The 21,646-nt window shown below is 57.1% G+C and carries 17 protein-coding genes; 10 read left to right on the top strand and 7 right to left on the bottom strand.

What is annotated here, in order from left to right:
• Positions 1-4: 4 nt before the first annotated feature.
• The 5 genes from AC0B60_RS03990 to AC0B60_RS03970 all read left to right on the top strand — a co-directional run bounded on the left by AC0B60_RS03990 (position 5) and on the right by AC0B60_RS03970 (position 6,449).
• Positions 5-358 (top strand): zinc ribbon domain-containing protein, encoded by a 354-nt coding sequence (locus tag AC0B60_RS03990; protein WP_091644014.1) that lies wholly within the window; start codon positions 5-7, stop codon positions 356-358.
• Positions 359-725: 367 nt separating this feature from the next.
• The gene (locus tag AC0B60_RS03985) at positions 726-2,873 is read left to right on the top strand and encodes a methyl-accepting chemotaxis protein (RefSeq protein ID WP_465084215.1); all 2,148 of its coding nucleotides are present in this window, start codon (positions 726-728) and stop codon (positions 2,871-2,873) included.
• Positions 2,874-3,119: 246 nt separating this feature from the next.
• Positions 3,120-3,737 carry a flavin reductase family protein gene (locus AC0B60_RS03980; RefSeq protein WP_421842307.1) on the top strand — a complete coding sequence of 206 codons (618 nt, stop codon included), beginning with the start codon at positions 3,120-3,122 and terminating at the stop codon, positions 3,735-3,737.
• 170 nt (positions 3,738-3,907) lie between these two features.
• A complete protein-coding gene (locus AC0B60_RS03975; RefSeq protein ID WP_465084213.1) occupies positions 3,908-5,434 on the top strand; it encodes a flavin-containing monooxygenase in 1,527 nt (508 codons plus the stop codon).
• A gap of 94 nt (positions 5,435-5,528) precedes the next feature.
• Positions 5,529-6,449: a lysophospholipid acyltransferase family protein gene (locus tag AC0B60_RS03970; protein ID WP_465084211.1), complete on the top strand. Its 921-nt coding sequence runs from the start codon at positions 5,529-5,531 to the stop codon at positions 6,447-6,449.
• A 22-nt stretch (positions 6,450-6,471) separates the two neighbouring features.
• Here AC0B60_RS03970 and AC0B60_RS03965 read toward each other — a convergent pair whose 3' ends face one another.
• Both AC0B60_RS03965 and mltF read right to left on the bottom strand, forming a co-directional pair.
• Positions 6,472-7,539, bottom strand: coding sequence for a transporter substrate-binding domain-containing protein (locus AC0B60_RS03965; RefSeq protein WP_465084210.1), 1,068 nt, complete (start codon positions 7,537-7,539; stop codon positions 6,472-6,474).
• A gap of 24 nt (positions 7,540-7,563) precedes the next feature.
• Positions 7,564-8,940: a membrane-bound lytic murein transglycosylase MltF gene (mltF, locus tag AC0B60_RS03960; protein ID WP_465084208.1), complete on the bottom strand. Its 1,377-nt coding sequence runs from the start codon at positions 8,938-8,940 to the stop codon at positions 7,564-7,566.
• A 146-nt stretch (positions 8,941-9,086) separates the two neighbouring features.
• Here mltF and AC0B60_RS03955 point away from each other — a divergent pair, with 146 nt between their 5' ends.
• The gene (locus AC0B60_RS03955) at positions 9,087-9,542 is read left to right on the top strand and encodes a DUF302 domain-containing protein (protein WP_465084206.1); all 456 of its coding nucleotides are present in this window, start codon (positions 9,087-9,089) and stop codon (positions 9,540-9,542) included.
• 43 nt (positions 9,543-9,585) lie between these two features.
• Here AC0B60_RS03955 and AC0B60_RS03950 read toward each other — a convergent pair whose 3' ends face one another.
• The 4 genes from AC0B60_RS03950 to AC0B60_RS03935 all read right to left on the bottom strand — a co-directional run bounded on the left by AC0B60_RS03950 (position 9,586) and on the right by AC0B60_RS03935 (position 12,741).
• Positions 9,586-10,902 carry a tetratricopeptide repeat protein gene (locus AC0B60_RS03950; RefSeq protein WP_465084204.1) on the bottom strand — a complete coding sequence of 439 codons (1,317 nt, stop codon included), beginning with the start codon at positions 10,900-10,902 and terminating at the stop codon, positions 9,586-9,588.
• Between the two features lie 102 nt (positions 10,903-11,004).
• The gene (locus tag AC0B60_RS03945; RefSeq protein WP_465084203.1) at positions 11,005-11,469 is read right to left on the bottom strand and encodes a hypothetical protein; all 465 of its coding nucleotides are present in this window, start codon (positions 11,467-11,469) and stop codon (positions 11,005-11,007) included.
• Complete coding sequence (locus AC0B60_RS03940; RefSeq protein WP_465084201.1) at positions 11,466-12,149, bottom strand: anti-sigma factor family protein; 684 nt, start codon at positions 12,147-12,149, stop codon at positions 11,466-11,468. The genes AC0B60_RS03945 and AC0B60_RS03940 overlap by 4 nt, the downstream gene beginning before the upstream one ends.
• Before the next feature lie 13 nt (positions 12,150-12,162).
• Complete coding sequence (locus AC0B60_RS03935) at positions 12,163-12,741, bottom strand: RNA polymerase sigma factor (protein WP_465084200.1); 579 nt, start codon at positions 12,739-12,741, stop codon at positions 12,163-12,165.
• 283 nt (positions 12,742-13,024) lie between these two features.
• On the opposite strand from AC0B60_RS03935, the gene AC0B60_RS03930 reads away from it, so the two are divergent.
• From AC0B60_RS03930 to AC0B60_RS03915, 4 genes are all read left to right on the top strand, one after another.
• Positions 13,025-16,006 (top strand): hypothetical protein, encoded by a 2,982-nt coding sequence (locus AC0B60_RS03930; RefSeq protein ID WP_465084198.1) that lies wholly within the window; start codon positions 13,025-13,027, stop codon positions 16,004-16,006.
• Between the two features lie 130 nt (positions 16,007-16,136).
• Positions 16,137-18,026, top strand: a complete 1,890-nt coding sequence (locus tag AC0B60_RS03925; RefSeq protein ID WP_465084197.1) for a DUF1302 domain-containing protein — start codon at positions 16,137-16,139, stop codon at positions 18,024-18,026.
• A gap of 29 nt (positions 18,027-18,055) precedes the next feature.
• Positions 18,056-19,417 (top strand): DUF1329 domain-containing protein, encoded by a 1,362-nt coding sequence (locus AC0B60_RS03920; RefSeq protein WP_465084195.1) that lies wholly within the window; start codon positions 18,056-18,058, stop codon positions 19,415-19,417.
• Between the two features lie 317 nt (positions 19,418-19,734).
• A complete protein-coding gene (locus AC0B60_RS03915) occupies positions 19,735-21,060 on the top strand; it encodes a DEAD/DEAH box helicase (RefSeq protein ID WP_465084193.1) in 1,326 nt (441 codons plus the stop codon).
• 52 nt (positions 21,061-21,112) lie between these two features.
• On the opposite strand, the gene AC0B60_RS03910 is transcribed toward AC0B60_RS03915, so the two are convergent.
• Entirely contained in the window at positions 21,113-21,601 is a 489-nt protein-coding gene (locus AC0B60_RS03910; protein ID WP_465084192.1) for a winged helix-turn-helix transcriptional regulator, read from the bottom strand.
• Positions 21,602-21,646: the final 45 nt, after the last annotated feature.

The following is a 21,646-nucleotide window of genomic DNA, read 5'->3' as shown; positions in this document are numbered from 1 at the left end:
CACCATGCCCGTATACGACTACAAATGCCGGGAACACGGTTTGTTCCACACTCTGGCAACGATAGAAGACAGCGCAAAACCGATGGCATGCCCCACTTGCCAGGTGCTTTCGCCACGAGTGATTGTGCTACCCCCGGAAATCGCAAACATGGACCCTGCCAGGCGCACTGCCCAGGACCGAAACGAAAAGTCCCGCCACGAACCGGTGTTCTCCACCGCCGATCGCCGGGAGCAGGACCCTGAGCACAGCCGCAGCTGTGGCTGTGGCTCACCAAAACCCGGAAAGTCGATGCTGTTCTATACCGCTGACGGGAAGAAAATGTTCCCCTCCATGCGACCCTGGATGATCAGCCACTAAGGCTGTGCCAAACCGACAGTCACTGTCACGTGTTTGCCCCCGTTTCGGGGGCTTTTTTACACCCGTTCAACCCAGCGGACTACGAACGCCGGCGACCCCTTGGCCTAGAATGTGTGGCCGCCGTTCCGCGCCCCAAAACGGTGCATGTCTTGTCCTGTGATTGATCGTCGTGCGTTCGCAGGGCGCAATTCTGTGATTTTCCCATTTCCAACTCTATCTTCCGAGTCCAGGCATTCAGCGGAATAATTGGTTTCCTGGCGCCATCAGGTTGATTCGGCCTGAACCTTGCAACAAGCCCGTGTGTTCCGGTTTGACTGCACCGGCATTGTGCCTTGCGGTCCTGGTGTACGGATTGGAGGAGGCGTAAATGACCCTGAAAAGCGAAACTATGAAACTGACCGGTGCGGAGCGAAGCTGGTTACCGGTTTGGGGCGCAACGGGCAAGCTGGCCATGGGCTGGTCCTGTTTTCTGAACAGGAATATGTATGACACCAATGAACAGATTTTCGAGAGTATCGCCCGAACACGGCGTGATGCTCTGATTGCCTGGGCGGATAACAAGTGGTCCTTTCTAGAAACACTGGCAACCCGGCTTGACGGGCAGGCTGATGAGGGCGTCAGGGAGATGCTCCAGGCCTCGTCCGGCAGACTCCGGGAGATCTCTGAACTCTTCGTGGTGAACGCGGACGGTGCCGTGCTGGAGTCCTCCGCAACGGGGCGCCGCGGAAAACGGGACCTTCCCCAGAAAGCGGTTGAGGCCGGGGTCCGGTCGCGTTTTCTCCATGGCCCCCACAAGGACCCTGTTACCCTGGCTCTCGGGGCTACGACCTCTCGCTTCCATGATGCCGTGACTCTGATGTTCTACCAGCCCGTGACGTTGAACGAGGGGCGTCAGGCGGCCATCTGTGCACGTATTCCCAATGACGTGATGAGCGACCTTATTCAGCGCGAAGCAGGGCACGTGTTTGAGGAATCGGGTGACAACTACCTGTTCATGATTGACAGCAAGTTCGACAGCACCATCCTGACTGGGACTGCGCTTTCACGGTCCCGCTTCGAAGACGCCACGTTCAGCCACGGTGACAACCTGAAAGATGGCATTCGCACGGGGTTCGGCACGGTGGGTGTACGTGAACACACCGAATTCGAAATTCGCTTCACCGACCCCGCCACAGGGCAACTGCATCCCGGTGTTCGGGAAACCATCGCCAGGGGCGAGAATCTCTACGTGAAGTACCCAGGCTACTCGGATTATCGTCATATTCCGGTAATCGGCAAGGGCGTGACGTTTCAGATGCCTGGCTCACCGGATCGGTGGGGCATGATGTGCGAGGGAGATCTCGAAGAGGTCTACCGCCGGCGTTCTATCTCCTGGAGCCTGTCAGCGCGCCTGGCCATCTTCATGGGGCTGCTCTGGTCTATCAATTTTGGGCTCGCCTGGAGTGGCGTTCCCCTGTGGTTGGAAGGCACCGTGAATGCATTGGCCGCCTTGATCACGGTGATGCTGTTTCGGGCATCTTCGGCTAAACCTCTCTCGGAAAAGTTGGGCACCATGGCGGATGTGATCAGAAATATTGCAGAAGGGGGAGGCAACCTGCGCCAGCGTATGGACCTGTCCCGAATGCGTCGGGACGAGACCGGGGATCTGGCCCGCTGGATTAACAGTTTCATCGACAGCCTTGATGGCATGGTTGGCCAGGTGCTTTCCCTGGCTGCGGACTCCCGCCAGGCCAGCGATCAATTGATGAGCCAGAACCAACTGGCCGACGAGCGGATTCGTGAAGTACTGACGCACATTGAAGATATGGTGCGTGGTGCCACTGAACAGGAGAACGAGATCAGAAATGCTTCTACCACGGCGCAGGAAATGCGCTCGGGAATGGAGGATGTGGTGGAGCGGGCGCGGGAGCAGTTTGCCCTGGTTAGCAAGGAAACCCAGAGTATTCGGGACGTTATCAATCGTTCGGCGGAATGTATTCGGGCGGCCAACGATCGCACAGAGGAAATCAGCAAGACAGCGCTGGTGATCAATGACATCGCGGCTCAGACCAATCTTCTGGCGCTGAACGCAGCCATTGAGGCCGCCCGTGCGGGAGAATCTGGCAGGGGCTTTGCTGTGGTTGCCGATGAGGTCCGGCAGCTGGCGAGTCGAACCGCCCAGGCCACCAAAGACATTGGCGAGCGGTTGGACAATGTGCAGGAAGAAACTCGTCGGGCTGTTGTGACGATGGAGGATGGCATGTCCGAGATGGAGGAGCGACTTCGCAAAGTCGAGGCCGCAGCGGACGATAACTCGGCGCTGCACGACATGGTGGAAAAGTTGTTCCGAGCCATTTCGGGTATTGAGAACACCAATCGTCAACAAAGCACCCAAACTGCGGGTGTGGCTGAAAGTGCCGCCATCATGAATGGGGTTGTCGAGCAGTTGACGCTCAGCTCCGAGCGTACCCAGGCCTCAGCCACCAAGCTGCAAAGACTGACTGGGCAGTTTCAGGTGTCGACCGAAGTGGCCTGACCGGTCAGTTGAGAGCCTCTCCAACACGGCGTGTCACTTTGAGAGATTCATGCCTATTAATTACCTGTTTTAAGGGGATTTTTAGGTCGTCTCTGAATTTGTCTACACTGACGATGCTCATAATTTCACCATACGCACGGTAACTCCGTACAACTAGGTCGCAATAGCCCTGACAAGGCCAGCTACGGTACATTGCTTATTCGGTAGGCTCCTTTCCCTGCTTTTCACTGCATGAAGGAAACACAAATGCTTATAGACCTTGAGTCGATCGAGGCACAGCACATCCACCCAATCCTCACCCAGACCGTTATCCCGCGGCCGGTGGCGTGGGTGTTGTCGCAGAATCCGGGGGATGACTACAACCTGGCGCCGTATTCGTTCTTTACCGTGGTCACCGGTAAGCCGCCGATCCTGATGGTGTCTGTGGGCAAGAAGCCCAGCGATGGCAGCTTCAAGGACACGCGAGTGAATATTGAGGCCCGTAAGCAGTTTGTGGTGCACATCGGCAGCCGTAATCAGGCTCAGGCCATGACGGAGTCGTCCCGCCATCTGGACCACGGCCAGTCTGAACTGGACCGGCTGGATATGAAGCTGGTGCAGGAAGAAGGCTGGCCAATGCCCAGGGTTGAAGGGTGCCTGGTGGCGCTTTACTGCGAGCTGCGAGAGGTTATCGAAATGGGCGACACCCCGCAGTCGCTGGTGTTTGGCAATATCAAGAAGGTATTTGTGGACGATCAAGTTGCCAGCATTAACGACCAGGGGCGTTACATTATTGATGCCAAAGGCATCGACCCGATTTCACGGCTGGGTGGCAGCGAGTACGGCACCCTGGGCGACATTCTCAATGTGCCGCGCCCGGACTGAGGCATTCTGCAACAGGCTCAAACGAGCGGACAAAACTGACCGAAACGGCGCCGAATTCATCGTGTGAGGCCAATTTCGGCGTTTTCCTACCTGGGCTATTCTCACCTTGTTGGCGTGTTGACTCGCGCTGAAATGTTGATAAAACAACGGCAGAGGCCGCCAGGGTGGTTATGAGCGAACAACATGTAGACGTACTGATTGTCGGCGCCGGGGTATCCGGTATTGGCATGGCCTGTCACCTCAAGCGAGAGTGCCCGGGCAAGTCTTTCACCATCATTGAGCGCCGTGAGTCCCTTGGCGGCACCTGGGATCTGTTCCGCTACCCGGGTATTCGTTCCGATTCCGACATGTACACCTTTGGTTACAACTTCCGCCCGTGGACGGGGGGGAAGGTGTTGGCGGATGGTCCGTCGATCAAGCAGTACGTTCACGATACGGCCAGGGAAAACAACGTTGAACAACATATTCAGTATGGTCTGGCGGTTGTCTCTGCTGAGTGGTCAGGTACAGACAAGTGCTGGACACTGACGGCCCGTAAGGAAGCCACGGGCGAAACGGTTACCTTTACCGCCGACTTTTTGGTGGGCTGCACAGGGTATTACAACTACGATGCCGGCTATAAGCCTGACTTCCCTGGCGAGGCTGATTTTGGTGGGCAGATTGTGCACCCGCAGCACTGGCCAGAGAACCTGGACTACGCAGGCAAGCGTGTGGTGGTGATTGGCAGTGGCGCCACGGCCATCACCCTGGTGCCGACGATGGCGGAGGACACCGCGCACATTACCATGTTGCAGCGCTCGCCCACCTATCTGATGCCGCTTCCCTCACGGGATGCAGTGGCGCAGGGCCTTCAGAAGGTTTTGCCCTCCAAAGTCGCCTATCGGCTGACCCGTGCCCGTAACGTCAGCATCGCACGGTTGCTGTTCAATCGTTCCCGCAAGAATCCCAAAGCCATGCGGCGGCTGTTCCTGGCCATGGTGCGCCGGCAACTGGATGGCAAAGTCGATATGCGCCACTTTTCACCCAGCTATAACCCCTGGGATCAGCGCCTGTGCGTAGTAAAGGATGGCGATCTGTTTGAGTCGATCAAAGCTGGCAAGGCGTCGGTAGAGACGGACCATATCGAACGCTTCACCGAGAACGGTATCCTGCTGAAATCCGGAAAGGAACTGGAGGCCGACATCATCATTCCGGCGACTGGGTTGGATATTCAGATGTTGGGCGGAATGGACCTGGTGGTGGATGGTCAGCCGGTCACGCTACGGGACAAAGTGATCTACAAGAACGTGATGGTGGAGGGTATACCCAACGCCGGCATGATTTTCGGGTATACCAACATCTCCTGGACCCTCAAAGCCGATATCGCGGCTGAGTACCTGTGCCGCCTGTTCAACCATATGGACAGGCAGGGGCAGAAGGTCTGTGTGCCCCGGGACAACGGCGACAGTCGCGCTGATGACACCATGATGGGTGGGTTGGATTCCGGCTATATCCGCCGGGCGGACGACAAGTTGCCGAGACAGGGAACCCACGGCCCCTGGCGGGTCAGCCAGAATTATCTGGAGGATGTAAAAACCATGAGGTTTGATCCCATCGAGGATGGTTACCTGGAGTTCGATGGCCGCCGCCCGGTTCAGGGAGCCAAGCCAAAGCGTGGCTTCATGGGACCATTGCGTTCAGCCCTGTTCGGCTCCTGAGGGTGTGATATAGCCTGGACATTCACAATGGCAACTACAAATCTGACGCGAAATGTGGCAGTCTCGTGGTCCGCTTTTGAACAGGCAATGATGTATGTCCGGCCCCAAGAAAAAGAAGAATATGCCGCTGTGGCATCCGGCTCTATGGCCCTCGTGGTCCTTGGTTTTTAGCCTCTATCTGCTTGCTCTGTTGCCTATGTCGGCCAAACAGCGTGTTGGCCGGCGACTGGGCTGCTTCCTTGAACGCAAGCTGACATCCCGGGCCAAGGTTGCCAATACCAATATTGCCACGTGCTTTCCTGAGCTTGATGACGCTGCCCGTGAGCAGTTGGTGCGGGATAACTTCGTGGCCTGTACCCGTGGTTTCCTCGAAAGCATCCATGCCTGGTGGCGAGATATGTCGGGTTTTTGCGAAGCGGCGGAAGTACAGGGGCTGGAGCACCTGAAAGAAGCTCAGGCCAAGGGGAACGGTGTACTGCTGATTGGCGGACATTACAGCATCTTCGATTTCGCTTTGCCGCTGATTGCCTGTCACCTGAAAAAACCGGGTTATATGTATCGCCCCAATAATAACCCGGTTATTGATAGGATGATTGAAAATGGCCGCCGCCGTCATTTCGGAATCCGGCCGTTTACCAAGCGTGAACTGAGGCCAATGGTGTCGTTCCTCAAAAAAGGAGGTGAGGTCTGGTTTGCCTGCGATCAGGATTTTGGCAAGAAGACTGAGCTTTTCGTGCCGTTCTTCGGCACTGAGGCCGGGTGTATTACCTCTCCCAGCTACATTGCGCGGGTGTCCGGCGCCTCGGTGATCTGTGTGAGCCACCTGCGCATGCCTGACGGACGCTATCGGGTGATCTTCTCGCCAATCCAGGAGGGGTTTGGCGAGTGCAAGCAGACAGACACGGAAGCCTGGAGCCGCTATATCGAAGACACCGTCCGTGATCAGCCTGATCAGTACCTATGGCTGCATAAACGCTTCAAAACCCGGCCCGAAGGGTGTGCCAAGGTGTATTGATTCCTCCGGGCCAAGGCCGGTGCTACTCGCGGCCCAGGTAGCGCTGCAGAACGTCGTTCCAGCCCGAGGATTCGGTGGCCCCCAGTATCTGCTCTGACACAGGCCCACGCAGTGAGCTTCCGGAAGGGAGGGCCAGACCATAAAGTTGTTGCTGGAAAATGCCTGGCAGCACCGTCAGCCTTTGATCACCCAGTTGCAGGTTTCGGTATTGCAGCAGGGCCCTGTCATACACCACCGCATCGGTTTCACCACTGGCAACCGAGAGCATGGCGCTGGTCAGGTCAGGGTAGAGTTCATGACGGATGCGCTGGTCACGCAGATACTGCTCGCTGGCAGTGTCGGCGATGGTCGCCACGTTGGCGCGATTCAGGTCCTCGGGGCCCTTGATCTGGTATTGCAGGTTGCTAACCGTAAGTGATGAGGTAATTGCAGCGGTAAAACTCGCCACCATGATCAATCCGGCAAACATCCATACCAATGCGATAATCCTTCCCGCCACAGACACCGGAGCCTTGTCTCCATAGCCGACGGTGGTCATCGTTACCGCCGCCCACCAGAAGCTTGAGCCGATGCCCTGTGCTGCGGTGCCGCCGAATTGTTCCGGGTTGCGTCGGCGTTCAAACAGCCACAGCACAAACCCTACGGCCAATAGCAAGCCGCCCAGGGCGATGATTACGCTCATAAACTGCCAGCTGATCAGCGCGCGGAGGCTGGCGAGCAGCCCCTGCTCCGGCGCTGGAGGTACCGCGATGGACAAGCCTGTCTGGTAGAAGGGATGGGTGAAGTCGAACGCTGCTTCCCGTTCGGCGGTCATGGTGAGAGCGCCCACCGCCACATCAATCTGCCCGTTTTCGACTTGTGCCAGAAGCTCACTGAAGGGCAGGGGAACGAAGGTGTATTCCTGATCAAGGCCATCGGCGACCTGGCGCCACAGGTCTATGCTGATGCCTTCCCACTCGCCGCTGTCAGTTTCCATAACAAAGGGTGGCACAGTGGTGATGCCGACTTTGATCGGCTCCGATTGCCCCGCCGCCTGGCCGGCGATCAGCAGCATTAGAGGAAGGGCAAGTAGTAATGTCCATCGTTTCATTGGTCATTCCGTTTCGTCGCAAAGTTAGTCGAACGCTGAGCTGATCACATCACGGTAGTTCCGGATGCGCTGTACATAGTGTACTGGTTCGTAGCCACGGGCGTATCCGTAGCGGGTACTCGGGTAGTAGCGCTTGTCGGCTTTTAACGGCAGGACTTCTTTCATATCGTCCCAGGAATCGGGGTTTTTGCCCAGTTCCCGCGCGAGCTGGCGGGCGTCCAACAAGTGGCCGCGGCCGATGTTGTAGCTGGCAAGCGCGAGGAAGGTGCGGTCGGGCTCGGGAATGGTATCCGGTAGCCGGCGATGGCGATCCGCCAGGTAGCGTGCCCCGCCATCAATGGCGGCCGCTGGGTTCAGGCGGTCCATGACGCCAAGAGACTCGGCTGTGTTTCGGGTCAGCATCATGATCCCGCGTACGCCGGTAGGTGACACTGCGGCCGGGTCCCAGTGCGACTCCTGATAAGACAGCGCCGCCAGCAAGTCTGCCGGCATTCCGGTTGTGATTTCGGCTTCGGCGAAGCGGTCGATAAAGTCAGGAAGTCGGTCATCTATTCGGCGGTTCAAGGCGCGCAGGTCGACGAAATCGAATTCGCCGATGTACGCGTAATAGCGGCTCTCGATATAGCCGATGGCTTCGTCACCGTCGGTGCTGTTCATCCATTCCCGTGTCGCCCCTGCCAGTTCGTCGGAACCGGCTGGCAGGTACCAGCCCAGGTTATTGCCCTGGGTGAGGTTCATGGCCACTTCCAGATGCGGGAAGTGGCGTCGCATGACCTGAACAATGTTGGAGTCTGCCACGGTGCAGTCAATGTCCTGTTCAGCCACTTCGGACAGCAGGACTTCGGTCGTCCTGCTGTCATCTTCGGTGAACGTGATCCCTTTGTGCTCGCTGGCGAGCTTGTTCAGTGTTTCCACGTAGCTCGAGTCTGCAGTGACTGCAATGCCGACTTCAGGCATGCTTTCCGGTTTTCTGGGCATAGGCCGCATGTCGCGATGACACACCAACTGCTCAGTGATTTCTGTGTGCGCGGGCCCGCGTGTGAACCGTTCCGTTCGTGATGGCAGATGCGTCAGCCCGGCGGCTGCCAGGTGTGTGTTGCCGGATTCCAGTGCCTGCAGAACCTCGGCCGTTGAATCGTGCATGGTCCAGTTGACGGTCCAGCCTTTGCTCACCGCAAAAAGCGACACCAGGCTGAATTCTGGGCCAATGGGATTCTGGTGGCGGTCGAGATAGTAGGTAGTGGCGCCGTTGCGGGTGGCGACTTCCAACACGCCGGTTTCTTCTGGTGGCGCGAGTTGTTCAGTTGGTTTGCTGGCAGATGCAGAGTCAGAGTCGCCCTGGCTACAGCCGGCCAGAACGAAGATAAGAGGAAGCATGGCTCCCTTCAGCGCATGAGTCATTAAGACCTCGTTATTTTTGATTGATGGCGTCATAGGGGATTCTACGTACTCCTGTTTGAATCATATCACTTTGATTTGAATGGTGTGTGCAAGCCTAGTCCAACTCACCTATGCTTGGGAGACCTGAATACCCAAGGAGATGCGCAATGAAAGCCTGGACTCGAATCCCTGTTCTTGCCGCCCTGCTGGCTTTACCGTTTACCGTGATTGGCGCTGAGGGCATGATAGCGACACAGAGCAACCACAGCGTTGCAATGACGGCGGATAAATTGGTGTCTACCCTCAAGGCCAAAGGCATGACGGTGATGAACCGCATTAGCCACACCGAAGGTGCCAGCAAGGTGGGGCTGGAATTGCGACCAACCGAGGTGGTGATTTTCGGCAATCCAAAGGTGGGGACGCCTTTGATGCAATGCGCCCAGAGCGTGGCCATTGATTTGCCACAGAAAGCGCTGGTCTGGGAAGACAGTGAGGGAACGGTCTGGTTAGGCTATAACGACCCGGAGTATCTGAAACAGCGTCACGATATTGAAGGCTGTGATCAGGTTATCGAAAAGATAGAGGGGGCGCTGGCCGGTTTCGCAAAAGCCGCAACGGAATAACCCGTACTGATTCCCGTCTTGCACGCCTATTTGTTGGCTGGTATCAGAATCCGACGGCCAGGCTGGCGGTAACGGTATGGCGGTCGTAACTGTAGCGATCAATATTGCTGTTGTTGTCGGTGCGGTCCAGATCCAGGCTGAGAGACGTACGACGGGAGAAACGATACGTGGTGCCAACGGACATCGTATGACGCTTGTCTTCACGACGTATCGTTTGTCTGCCCTCGGCAACAATCAACTGGTGTGGCGTACGATAGTAACTGAAGCGAAAGCCGGCCCCGGCTTCGATACTCAAGTGGTCGGTCAGATCGTACTCAATGCCTGCATCAAGGCCATGTCGCTCGGGTGACACACTGAAGAACTCGTTTCCGGTATCCAGATTGTCCCGGTCATTGTAGTCAGCCCGGTATTTGAGTTCCGCTGTCCAGTTCCCGGGCCGGAGACGGTAGTGGGCATCAAGCCGGTACATCTGGCCTCGATAGGCGTCGAATCCGGGCAACGGAAAGACCTGGATGCCCTCTGCTCTGACGAGGCATCTCGCACCGGGGCCCGGGCAGTCGAGGGTGGTTATGCCGGCCGTCAGGCGAGCGCGGCGTTCTCTTGATCGCTGATCCTGCCAGATATAGTCGCCGCCAAGGCCGACACTGATCGTTCCCGGGGCGATTTTCTGAACCCATTTTGCACCAGCCTGAATCACCTGCAGGTCAAATGTGTGTTCGGAAGGGTACTGGCGTGAAAAAAACTTGATGTCCGAACGCAGTCCTGCCGAAGAATTGCCATAGAGGTAATAGGAGGCAGCCGCCAGGGTTTCCACAAAGCCACTGTCGAGTTTTTTGGGCGCGGTATCCGGAAACAGCGCAACGTTGTCCTCATACCCACCAGCTACGGAAATCAGGCCCGCCCAGCGTTTTCGAGGTGAAGCCGTGTACACCGTTGGCTCAAGGCGCTCAAGTTGACGGGTGGCGAGCGATACCAGGTTGTCATCGGCGTCGGATGCAAGCACGTTCTGGAACGCTTTGGTTGCAGAGTCCTGGTTTTCACGGGCCAGGGCGGTCAGCCCGATGTTGTAGTAGGCAAGCGCTTTTTGCCGGGTGGGGATAAGGGTCCGGAAGGTTTGCTCGGCTTCCTCGTACAGCCCGAGTTTGTAATAGACAACACCAAGATTGTAATTGAGTGAGCGAGAGCTCAACCCTTTCGAGGCGGCAGATTCAAGAAAGCGGCGAGCTTCGTCCATGTCACCGGCGTTAAAAGCCTGGATGCCCGCACGGAAGAGCGCCTTGGCCTCGGATGTCTTCTCCTGAGCATGGGCAGTTGACAGCGCAAGACACAACACCAGTGCGATGGTCAGAAGGCGGCGCAAATACTCTCTCCGGAATAGTCTGAATTCGGACTCAGAGTATAACAGCCATTGGACGGGCGAGCGCCAGTCCCGAAGGGATTAGATGTAACGCCTGTATCGAATCTACTGCTGTCCGGCCTCCTCCAGATTCAGGCCATTGTCGTTCAAAAGGTCCAGATCCGTATCGCCGGTGCCTGGCAGGTCCAGTCCAGGGTCCTCGATGCCTGGCAGATCCAGTTCTGGTTCGTCTTGGATGATCTCGCCAGGCAGTTCGACGCCGAGCGCGTCACGAGATTCCCGTGACTGTTCGGAGAGAGTGCTTTCAATATCCAGCATGTCTTCCCGGGTATCGGTAGCGAAGTCATCCGAATCCGTTTGCATATCACCGAACCCGTTTGTTCCGACGGGCTCGTCTACGGACTCCGGAAGCTCAAGCTGTTGCACAAAGGAGTCATCCAGTGCCTGATCGTCTGCAACCATTCTCATGGTGACATCGAGATCGTCCTGAGCCCAGGACAGAGCCGGTGTTGCAAGCAGAAGTCCGAGTATGGCCGGAGCAAGCCAGCGTATATGAATAGGTCTTTTCATGATGAAGGCTCCGTGTTTCCTGGAATGGCTGTGCTGAACGTTTTGCGCCGGGTTCCATCGTCCAGGTGAGCCACTAATTCGCCTGACCCCGGGAACAGAACGTTGATGGGTAGCGCCAGTACGTTATCGCCTTGCTTGAGATCTACCGTCCAGCTAATGGTCTGGCGCCCCGGGAATGGTGCCAGTTCTGCATTGGGCGGCAGTTCCAGGGTCAGGGTTACATTGTCCATCGCCCTGCGGGAATTGAACGCTAGCCTGACGGTTTTCAGTTCCGTTCCACTTCCGGGTTCAGAAAACGGTTCTGTTGCTGTCTGCCCGGTCGCGTCAGCGATGTCGTTGCTGGGCATTCCGGTATCTGCCGGGCCAATCTGCATACCGATAAAGATGCCGAGGGCCAGAACGGCGGCAATTGATGATGCCCAGAGTGATGTCTTGCGTAACGTGGAACTCCGAGGTGTCTCGCCAGCGAGTGCGATTGCACGGATCCGGGATTCAAAATCGTCGTTGGGTTCCGGAGCAGCCTGGGCCATGATGCCTTTTTGCAGGCGTTGTTCATCCTCCCAGAGTTCTGAGCAACTGGCACACGTCGATGCGTGAGCTTGGAGGGCTTCCTGTTCATGCAGCGGAAGATCGCCGCGAACCAGGCTGTCGACCTCCTGATGGAACTGACGACACGTCATGGCATTCACCTCTTCACCCTTCACGTTGTTGCTTTTCGAAAGGTTCCATTTGTTTTTTCAACCGTTCGCGCATAAACGCTCTGCTGCGATGCAGGCGTGATTTTATCGTACCGACAGGCACATCCAGAACCGTCGCAATGTCCTCCTGACGCCAACCATCCGCGTCGTGAAGCAGTAACAGGGTTCGTTGGTCTGGTGGCAGGGTGTTCAGTAACCGCTTGACGGTATCGCCAATGCGCGTTTGGTCAATACCTGCGGACGCATCCGGGCTTGCCTCGCCGAGGGATTCTATAAAGGCGGTCTGGCTTTCCGCTGCGACCAGTGTACTGACGTTAATTTCCCGTTGGCTGGATTGTTTTCGGGTGAGGTCAACAAAGTGTCGGTACAACACACGGTTGAGCCATGGCTGGGGTTGTTGCACGTTCTCCAGTTCGTCCAGGCGGGGGTACAACTTGACCACGACATCCTGCACCAGATCCTCTGCGTCCTGTTTCTGGCCAGTCAGGCGGTAGGCGAAAATATACATGCCTTTCATGTAAGGCAGAATCAGCCGGTCAAATCGCTTTGACGACGACGAACGAAATGGGAGCAAAGCCAATCTGATTCCCTCGGTCTGTGGTTGGCACGGTATGGCGGGTGCCCCTTCCTCAGGCCATTCTTGTAGGTGTTCGGATGCCAGGTTCTGAACATACCATCATTATTGCCTTTTGTTCGAGACAAATTTCTCGCTACAAGAACCAGTTAGCCCTTCCTTTTGCGATTCGTCGGCTATTGGGGAAAAATTTTTTGGAACCACCGCAATTAGACTTCCGTGTTAGGCCGAAAGACACAGGACGAGTCTCGAACTACAAAAAAACGTACAGAGGTAAACAAGTATGTTCATGCGCCAAACGCGACTGATGTCGATGGTCATATTGTCGGTCAGCCTGACGGGTTGTTTTGAAAGCAGCAGCCAGACAACAAAAAACGCGGACCCGGATTACACGATTACCAATCCACGAGTGGAACGGGGAACCCATCCGTTATTCGATCCGCTGAATACTCAATTCCCGATTCCAAGCGATTCCCTTTTCTATCTCAGTGACGTTGACGACGGCACCATGCTGAACGGCAGTGATCCTGCCAACCCGGTGACCACGGGCATTGGTTTTCTCGATGGAAATTCAGTACTGGCACCCATTGATGTCAAGATCAGCGGCGGCCTGGACAGCCAGCAGACACTTGATGCACGTGACTTTGTTTCCGTGGAGGGCGAGGTTGTTCCCAACCCGGATCAGAATGTGTTCCTGATTCCCCTGGAATATGCCGGTGGCGACAGCCTTCGTCAGGCCTCCGGAGAGGTCGCTGGAATTTCGTCGGCGGTTCAGTACCGGCGGGCACTGGCGCTTGAGGAAAGCGGCAATGCCGCCGAAGCGGATGCGATTTTCGATGCCCTGGTTGAGGACAGGCTCAGGGTTGAGCTGCTGGATATCGATGGCGGCCAGAACAATATGATCCGGATTGTGCCGATCAAGCCACTGGCTGAGAAAACCCGGTACGCCCTGGCCATTACCGATGACATTGTGGACACCAACGGTGACCCGCTTGTGGGTGCGCCGACCTACCAGACGGTGGCAGACCCGGAAGCGGTGCTTTCCAATGCTGCGTTTGAGCCGTTCCGTGAGGCGTTGCTACCGGCCCGCCGACTCGCCTCCGATTATTTTGAGTTCAAGCGTGTGTTTTCCGTCGCTGGATTCTCAAAGACGTTTGACGATGTTGTGTTTTCCACAACGATAACAACAACGGCGGTAGACGACGTGCTGTTGGCGAACACTGCCCCGGTGACGTTCTTCCGCAACAGCCTGGGTATTGCTGCCCGACAGGAAGGGCTCCAGCAGTTGGTCTCCGGATTCTACAACCTGACTCAACAGCCGCTGGAGGGGGACGCGACGGCGGAACAGCAGAACATCAACGATGAAATCTATACAACGCTGACGGACACAAGTTTCCGCCTTTATGACGCCGAGCTTGCCGGCCTGCTCAGTGACGCCCGGGACGCTGGTATGGTCGTTCAATATCAGGACCTTGTCAGCAATGATCAGGCGGACCGCAGAGTCGCCTATGCTCTGCAGGCCGCAACGGCACTGGCCGTCGATACTGTCACCGACAACGAGGGTGAAGCGCAGGCGCTTGCAACCGCCGCTGACAGCCTTATCGATGCTCCGAAGCCACGAACAGTAAGAATGTTCAACCAGCGCGACGGCGGTGAGATAAATCCGGCATTGGCTCAGGAAGTTCAGGGCACCCCTCTTAATATCCATGTCTATGAGGGCGAGATTACCCTGCCGTATTTTCAGGGCGTGCCTGAGGCGACGGATGGTTCACCCCTACGCTCGGCCAGTTGGCTCCCGGCGGACTTCAGTGCCGAAGAGTCACTCGATCAGGCGCCCTCGGATCGCGTGACCTATCGCTTCCCGTTTGCTGAAAAGTCCGGTGAAACAACGGTTCCCATTGTGGTTGCCGCGCCCGACACCAACCAGGCCTTGATTGCTCCGCAGACCCCGGCAAATGGTTTTCCGGTGATTATCTACCAGCATGCCGTGACCACCGACCGTTCGGCGATCCTCCCTCTGGCGACCGCTGCCGGATTGTCCTGCGCGGACCCTGGCAATACCTTTGACTGCTTCGTCACCATCGGTATCGACCAGCCGCTGCACGGTATTTTCGGAGAAGGCGTTGTTGGTCTTAATCCCATCACCACTCAGGATGGTTCTTCGGCGGACGCCGTCGAGCGTCACTTTGGCTTCGCCGCTGACGCGGACCTTAACCCGGTACCGGCGGGCGAACTGCAGGAGCCCGAATCGGGAAGCCTATATCTGAATTTCACTAACTATGCCAATACCCGTGACAACATGCGCCAGGGCACCCTCGACCTGCTTAACGTGAACGCCTCGTTGCAGGCGATCGAGGACGCCATCAGCGCGTGTCAGGCCGCCGGCGATTGTGCCCAGGACCTGAGCATTGATCCGAGCCGGGTCTATTTCCTGAGCCACTCGCTCAGTGGCATGGGTGGCGCGGCCTTCCCACCGGTTAACAATGCAGCGAGTGCTGCGGGCAACTCCAATCTCAGCCCGGTTCTGGCCTCGAATCTGCTGAACACCGGCGGTCAGTTCACACGTCTGTTCGAAAACTCGCGGTCACTGGCACCACAGCTTCTGCCGGTGCTGGACGCCGCCTCTGATGGCGTGCTGGCGCAGGGACGTACGGAACTCAACATCTACTTTAATGTGTTCCAGTCGCAGCTGGATTCGGCAGACCCTGTCGCCTATGCCGGCTTTTATCAGAACACCAACACGTTGCTGACTGAAATCGCTGGTGTTGATGATGACCCTGAACGCCCAACTGACGACACGATTCCCAATGCCGCGGATGATCTGCTTTACGCCACGGGGCCCCTTGAAACCACGGTTCCGGAAACCGGATTTGTGATCAGTAGTGAGCGCGCACCTCTGGCGGGTACGGATCCCCTGGCTGCGGGTATGGGGGCTGAATCGACTCCGCTGGCAAGTGGCCTACCCGCCATAACCCGCTATCTGGAAGGGTCACATGGCAACCCCGTGTCTGCCGGTCAGAAAGCGGCGGATGCCTTTTCGTCACGTGCGGTTTTCGACGAGATGATCGCGCAGATGCTGGAGCTGTTCAGCGATGGCACCGTTTCTGTCAGTAACCCCTGTGTCGTAAAGGATGCCGATACCTCCGGTACGGACTGTTCTGCCGAGGGCAACACCGATCCTGGCAGCGAGCCGGACAGCGGCGGAGATGGTGGGGGTGATGGAGGTGATGGCGATGACGGCTTGATTGGTGGCGGCCTGATCTAGAAACCCAACGGCCAGACAACCAGCGCTTCGGATATCCCGGAGCGCCCGTTCCCGATAAACACGTGTATGTCGATGGCGAATCTCTCCATCAATGGGGAAGCTTTGCCTGAAAAACTGGAGCTACAGACCAATGACAACAACAAACCGAGACCGTAAACGCCTGGCGCTGGCTATCGGCGCCATCGTATCCACAGCCCCGGCGATGGCATTCGATTTTGACATCTACGAGATCGACGCCTCGCTCTCAACAACGCTTACCGCGGGGATTGCCTATCGGTTGGAAGATCAGGACAAAGATCTGATCTCCCAGGGCAACCTGGGCCCGGAATTCGCATTCAGTAACACCGGCGCCTCGTCCAACAACTTCGATGACGGCAACCTGAATTTTGAAAAGAACGAGCCGTATTCCCAGATCCTGCGTGGTCGTAGTGAACTGTTCCTGGACTACACCCCCGACAGTGACACGCTGACGCGGGTCGGGGCGCTGGTGCGAGGCACCTATTATTACGACCACGAACTGAAGGATAACCGTCGCGCCAAGGACCCGGTCGGCCAGCGACGTGAATTGAATGATGAGGCCAAAGATAACGCTTCCGGTGTGGATCTTCTCGACGCCTACGTGTTTACGGACTGGTACTTCGGCGATACGCCGGTGTCGATCCGTTACGGCCGTCAGGTGGTGAACTGGGGCGAAAGCACGTTCATCCTGGGCGGTATCAACGCGGTCAACCCGATCGACGTTCCCGCGTTTCGTGCACCGGGGGCGGAATTGAAAGACGTACTCCTGCCCGTCGAGATGTTGTACACGTCCGTTGGCCTGACGCCTGAAATCACCATGGAGGCGTTTGTTCAGACCGACTGGGAAAGCTTCAGGATTGACGACTGTGGCACCTATTTTTCCTCCGCCGACGTGGCGGCCGATGGCTGTGGCCCGGTATTGCTGGCGGGCCAGGTGCCTGATTCCCAGGCGCTGGAAGAGGGATTCGTGTCGCCGCGCCTGGGCGACCGTGAGCCCGGGGACAAGGACCAGTTCGGTGCTGCGTTGCGTTGGTATCTGACCGACCTGGGGGCCGAGCTGGGGTTCTACTACACCCGTTACCACAGCCGTCTTCCGTACATCAGCGGTGTGGTCAACAACCCATCGGACCCGTCTGCAAACCAGAAAAGCGACCCCAACCTGCCCAACTCCAGGTTTCCCAGCTATTTCATCGAGTATCCGGAAGACATTGATCTCTATGGCATCAGTATCAACACCACACTGCCAACGGGCACTTCGCTGGGGGCGGAATACAGCTTCCGGCCAAACCTTCCCATCCAGTGGAACACGTTTGAGCTGATCTACGGAGGCTTGCAACAGCGTGGTCCGGATGGGCAGGTGGTGAGCAAGCTGGAGCAACGCCAGCGCGAGAAGGATCCCAATTTCAACTATGCCGGCAAGGCTGTTGATGGCTACGACCGCTACAACGTTTCCCAGGCCCAGGCGACCTTTATTCACTTTATCGATCGGGTGATGGGCGCGGCCCGCTTTATTATTGTAGGTGAGGTCGGTGCCACCTATATCCACGATCTGCCCAGCACCTCCGAAGCTCGTTACGGGCGGTCGGGCATCTACGGTGTGGGGCCGGTGCCGCTGGAAGGTGACAACTTTACCGGTGATTACTGCAGCCAGGGCACAGACAGTGACCCGCGTTTGAACATCAATCCCAGCAACTGTGGAGGTGATGGGTTTACCACGTCCTTTTCCTGGGGCTATCGGACGCTGTTTGTCTGGGACTATCCGGATGCCGTCGCCGGCGTCAACTTGCGCCCCCGGCTCTTTTTCTCTCACGACGTAAAGGGGTACGCACCCGATCCCGGGGGCAACTTCCAGGAAGGTAACAAGTCACTGGGCCTGGCCGTCGAAGCCACCTATCAAAACGCCTACAAAGCCAACCTGAGTTACACCAATTATTTCGGTGGTGATTACAACGTCATCAATGACCGGGATTTCGTGTCGGCCTCAGTGTCCTATTCATTTTGAACCATTGTCTGAAAACCGAGGAGTAACACATGATTAATCGAAAAAATCTGCTTTATAGTGCATTAACATTCTCGATTCTGTATTCCGCATCAGCCGGCGCAGCGGTGTCTGCCCAGGAGGCCGCCAAACTGGGAGACACGCTCACGCCGATGGGCGCCGAGAAGTCCGGTAATGGCGACGAAATTCCTGCCTGGGACGGGGGGCTGCTTCAGGCGCCGGGTGCTTACCAGGGCGACGGCCGATACGTGGACCCCTTCCCCAATGACAAGGAGCTGTTCCGTATCGATCAGAGCAACGTAGACCAGTACGCGGATAACCTGACGCCTGGCCAGATAGCGATGATCAAGACGTACGACGATTATTTTATGCCGGTCTACCAGACCAGGAGAACGGCGACCTATCCCGCCAAGGTGCTGGAGAAGACCAAGGCCAACGCAACCGAAGTGGAGCTGGTGGAAAGCGGGAACGGCCTCAAGAACTATAAGACAGCGACCCCGTTTCCAATGCCCCAAAATGGTCTTGAGGTGATCTTCAACCATATTACCCGCTACCGCGGTGGTTCCTTTACCCGCAATGTGGCGCAGGTAACACCGCAGCCAAGCGGCGATTTCAGTCCGGTCCGGTTTACCGAGTCGTTTACCGAGCGGGTGGCTCTGGAAGATTTCGATCCGAGCGAAGATCCCAACGTGATGTTCTATTTCAAGCAGGCCATCACCGCTCCGTCTCGCCTCGCCGGCAACGTACTGCTGGTGCATGAGACCATCAACCAGGTTAAGGAGCCCCGCCGCGCATGGCTGTACAACTCCGGGCAGCGTCGTGTTCGCCGTGCTCCCAATGTGGCCTACGATGGGCCGGGTACCGCAGCGGATGGTCAGCGCACGTCTGACAACCTGGACCTCTACAATGGCGCGCCAGACCGTTACAACTGGGAACTCAAAGGCAAGAAGGAACTGTACATTCCGTACAATTCCTATCGCCTGACCGACGAGAGCCTGAGCTATGACGACATCATAAAGCCCGGCCATGTCGACCAGGGCCTCACGCGTTATGAGTTGCACCGGGTCTGGCATGTAACAGCGACACTCAAGGATGGTGAGCGACATGTCTACGGCAAGCGGGATTTCTACATTGATGAGGATACCTGGCAGATTGCAGCGGTGGATCACTACGACGGTCGTGGCAATCTGTGGCGTGTTGCCGAAGCGCATGCGATGCAGATCTACGATGCCAACATTCCGGCCTATGCCTTTGAAACCCTGTATGACCTGTTGTCAGGGCGCTATCTGGTGATGGGGCTGACCAACGAGGAAGACGAGCCTTACCAGTATGGTACCGAGCGTCGCTCCCGCGAATACACGCCGGCTGCGTTACGCCGGGACGGTGTGCGTTAATCACGGTCTGATAACCCTGTCAATTCAGGCAGGGTTATCCCTGACCGGGCACCGGTCATCCATTCATGCCCGGGAAAGTTCCTTATAGCTATTCCCGGATCACTCTGTTAGTGTGCCCAGCATCCTGCCTCTAGGGATTTCCGCAGTTTAAGGCTTCAAGCCCCGTGCGAACCATCCATACGACCTGTCAGAGGACGTCACCCCGTTAATGGAGCGTGACTGTAGTCGTCTTTATATTCCATGAATCATCATGGCATCTGCCCGCATTCGCCCAGAACGGTGTTCGTGGAGGCAGAATAATCAAGAGTTGATCCACTATGAGTTTTTCTTCACTCGGTTTGTCCGAGCAACTGGTCCGTGCCACTACCGACCAGGGTTACGAAACCCCATCACCTATCCAGGCCAAGGCCATTCCCGCCGTGCTTTCCGGCAGGGACGTTATGGCGGCTGCCCAGACGGGTACCGGTAAAACGGCAGGGTTTACCCTGCCATTGCTGCAGCGCTTGGCGGAGAACCCCCGCACCGGTAAGGGCCCACGCGTTCTTATTCTTGCGCCTACCCGCGAGCTGGCTGCTCAGGTTCACGACAGTGTCGCCCTTTACAGCCGATACATGCCCACCAAGTCCGCTGTGGTTTTCGGTGGTGTAAAAATCAATCCGCAGATGATGAAGCTGCGCAAGGGACTGGATGTGCTGGTGGCGACACCCGGCCGTCTGATGGACCTGTACCAGCAGAATGCGGTTCGTTTTAATGAAGTGGAAATTCTGGTGCTGGACGAAGCCGACCGCATGCTGGACATGGGCTTTATCCGCGACATCCGCAAGATTCTTGCGCTGTTGCCCGCCAAGCGCCAGAACCTGTTGTTCTCCGCCACCTTCTCCAATGAAATCCGCACCCTGGCCGAAGGCCTGCTGGATAACCCGGTACAGGTGGAAGTGGCAGCCCGAAACACCGCTGCGGAAAGCATCAAGCAGTCGGTCTATCCGGTTGATCAGAGCCAGAAAACCGCCTTGCTGAGCAAGCTCGTGCGGGACAATGGCTGGGAGCAGGTGCTGGTGTTCACCCGTACCAAACACGGTGCCAACCGCCTGACCCAGAAGCTGGAGCGTGACGGTATTACCGCTGCGGCGATCCATGGCAACAAGTCACAGGGTGCTCGTACCCGCGCCCTGGCTGATTTCAAACAGGGTGAAGTGCGTGTACTGGTCGCAACCGACATCGCAGCCCGTGGCCTGGACATCAAACAGCTGCCCCAGGTGGTGAACTTCGAACTGCCGAACGTGCCGGAAGACTATGTTCACCGCATTGGCCGTACCGGTCGTGCCGGTGAAAGCGGCCATGCACTGTCGCTGGTCAGCGCCGACGAGGGCAAGATGCTTGCTGGAATCGAACGGCTGATCAAGAAGCAGTTGCCGCGCAAGTCTGTTGAGGGTTTCGAGCCCAAGAACAACCTGCCATTGAAGCCAAAAGCCAAGGCAGATCCCAGCCGGGCCCGCGGTCGCGGCGGTAACGGTGGTGGCAATGGTAAGCCCGGCGGAAATGGCCGCAGCTTTGGCGGCAAGCCGGGTGGTCGCAGTGGCGGCCGTAGCCAGAATGGCAACGGTGGTCAGGCAAGGCGCTCACCCCAGCGCGAAAACGCCTAATTCTGCCTTCTCCATAGAAAACGGGGCTCCAGGGCCCCGTTTGGAGATTGGGTCAGGCTGACTTTTCGCTGTTGTGTGTCTTGTGTTCGGCGCTGGTGTCATCACCTTCCGGCACGAACACGTCACGCACAGTGAGAGGCCTGCCATCCGCATTCTGAACCTCAACCGGTAAAATGGCGCGCCCGGTTTCGCGGTCCCTCAGGTCCAGTGGTGTTTGATCTGGCGCGGGGTTCCATTTGTCGCCCCACTGGCGAAGGGCGATAACGATCGGAAACAGGTCCCGGCCTTTTTCGGTTAGCCGGTACTCGAATCGTGAGCCATGCTCGCCCACATCCACCTTCTTCAATACCTCGTTGTCCACCAGCCTTGCCAGCCGGTCGCAAAGAATGTTGCGGGCAATACCCAGCTCCTGCTGGAAGTCCACAAAGCGGCGGGTGCCATACATCGCGTGCAGCACGACAAGCAGAGACCACCAGTCACCTACCTCATTGAGGGCGCGGGCGACGGAGCAGTTGGAATCATCAAAACGTTTTCTGGCCATGTTTCGGAGTGTACCTAATAGGGTTGCATTTTAAAACCAGATTAG

The organism is Marinobacter sp. V34 (genome assembly GCF_055524115.1).
The sequence above is the reverse complement of the archived record's forward strand: the minus strand, read 5'-3'. Positions and strand labels throughout refer to the sequence as shown.

Excerpts from the sequence above, each read along its gene's own strand:
- AC0B60_RS03920 (WP_465084195.1), top strand. The coding sequence starts at position 18,056 with ATGATTAATCGAAAAAATCTGCTTTATAGTGCATTAACATTCTCGATT.
- AC0B60_RS03930 (WP_465084198.1), top strand. The coding sequence starts at position 13,025 with ATGTTCATGCGCCAAACGCGACTGATGTCGATGGTCATATTGTCGGTC.
- AC0B60_RS03990 (WP_091644014.1), top strand. The coding sequence starts at position 5 with ATGCCCGTATACGACTACAAATGCCGGGAACACGGTTTGTTCCACACT.
- AC0B60_RS03970 (WP_465084211.1), top strand. The coding sequence starts at position 5,529 with ATGTCCGGCCCCAAGAAAAAGAAGAATATGCCGCTGTGGCATCCGGCT.
- AC0B60_RS03915 (WP_465084193.1), top strand. The coding sequence starts at position 19,735 with ATGAGTTTTTCTTCACTCGGTTTGTCCGAGCAACTGGTCCGTGCCACT.
- AC0B60_RS03940 (WP_465084201.1), bottom strand. The coding sequence starts at position 12,149 with ATGACGTGTCGTCAGTTCCATCAGGAGGTCGACAGCCTGGTTCGCGGC.
- AC0B60_RS03985 (WP_465084215.1), top strand. The coding sequence starts at position 726 with ATGACCCTGAAAAGCGAAACTATGAAACTGACCGGTGCGGAGCGAAGC.
- AC0B60_RS03955 (WP_465084206.1), top strand. The coding sequence starts at position 9,087 with ATGAAAGCCTGGACTCGAATCCCTGTTCTTGCCGCCCTGCTGGCTTTA.
- AC0B60_RS03910 (WP_465084192.1), bottom strand. The coding sequence starts at position 21,601 with ATGGCCAGAAAACGTTTTGATGATTCCAACTGCTCCGTCGCCCGCGCC.
- AC0B60_RS03925 (WP_465084197.1), top strand. The coding sequence starts at position 16,137 with ATGACAACAACAAACCGAGACCGTAAACGCCTGGCGCTGGCTATCGGC.
- mltF (WP_465084208.1), bottom strand. The coding sequence starts at position 8,940 with ATGACTCATGCGCTGAAGGGAGCCATGCTTCCTCTTATCTTCGTTCTG.
- AC0B60_RS03975 (WP_465084213.1), top strand. The coding sequence starts at position 3,908 with ATGAGCGAACAACATGTAGACGTACTGATTGTCGGCGCCGGGGTATCC.
- AC0B60_RS03980 (WP_421842307.1), top strand. The coding sequence starts at position 3,120 with ATGCTTATAGACCTTGAGTCGATCGAGGCACAGCACATCCACCCAATC.
- AC0B60_RS03965 (WP_465084210.1), bottom strand. The coding sequence starts at position 7,539 with ATGAAACGATGGACATTACTACTTGCCCTTCCTCTAATGCTGCTGATC.
- AC0B60_RS03945 (WP_465084203.1), bottom strand. The coding sequence starts at position 11,469 with ATGAAAAGACCTATTCATATACGCTGGCTTGCTCCGGCCATACTCGGA.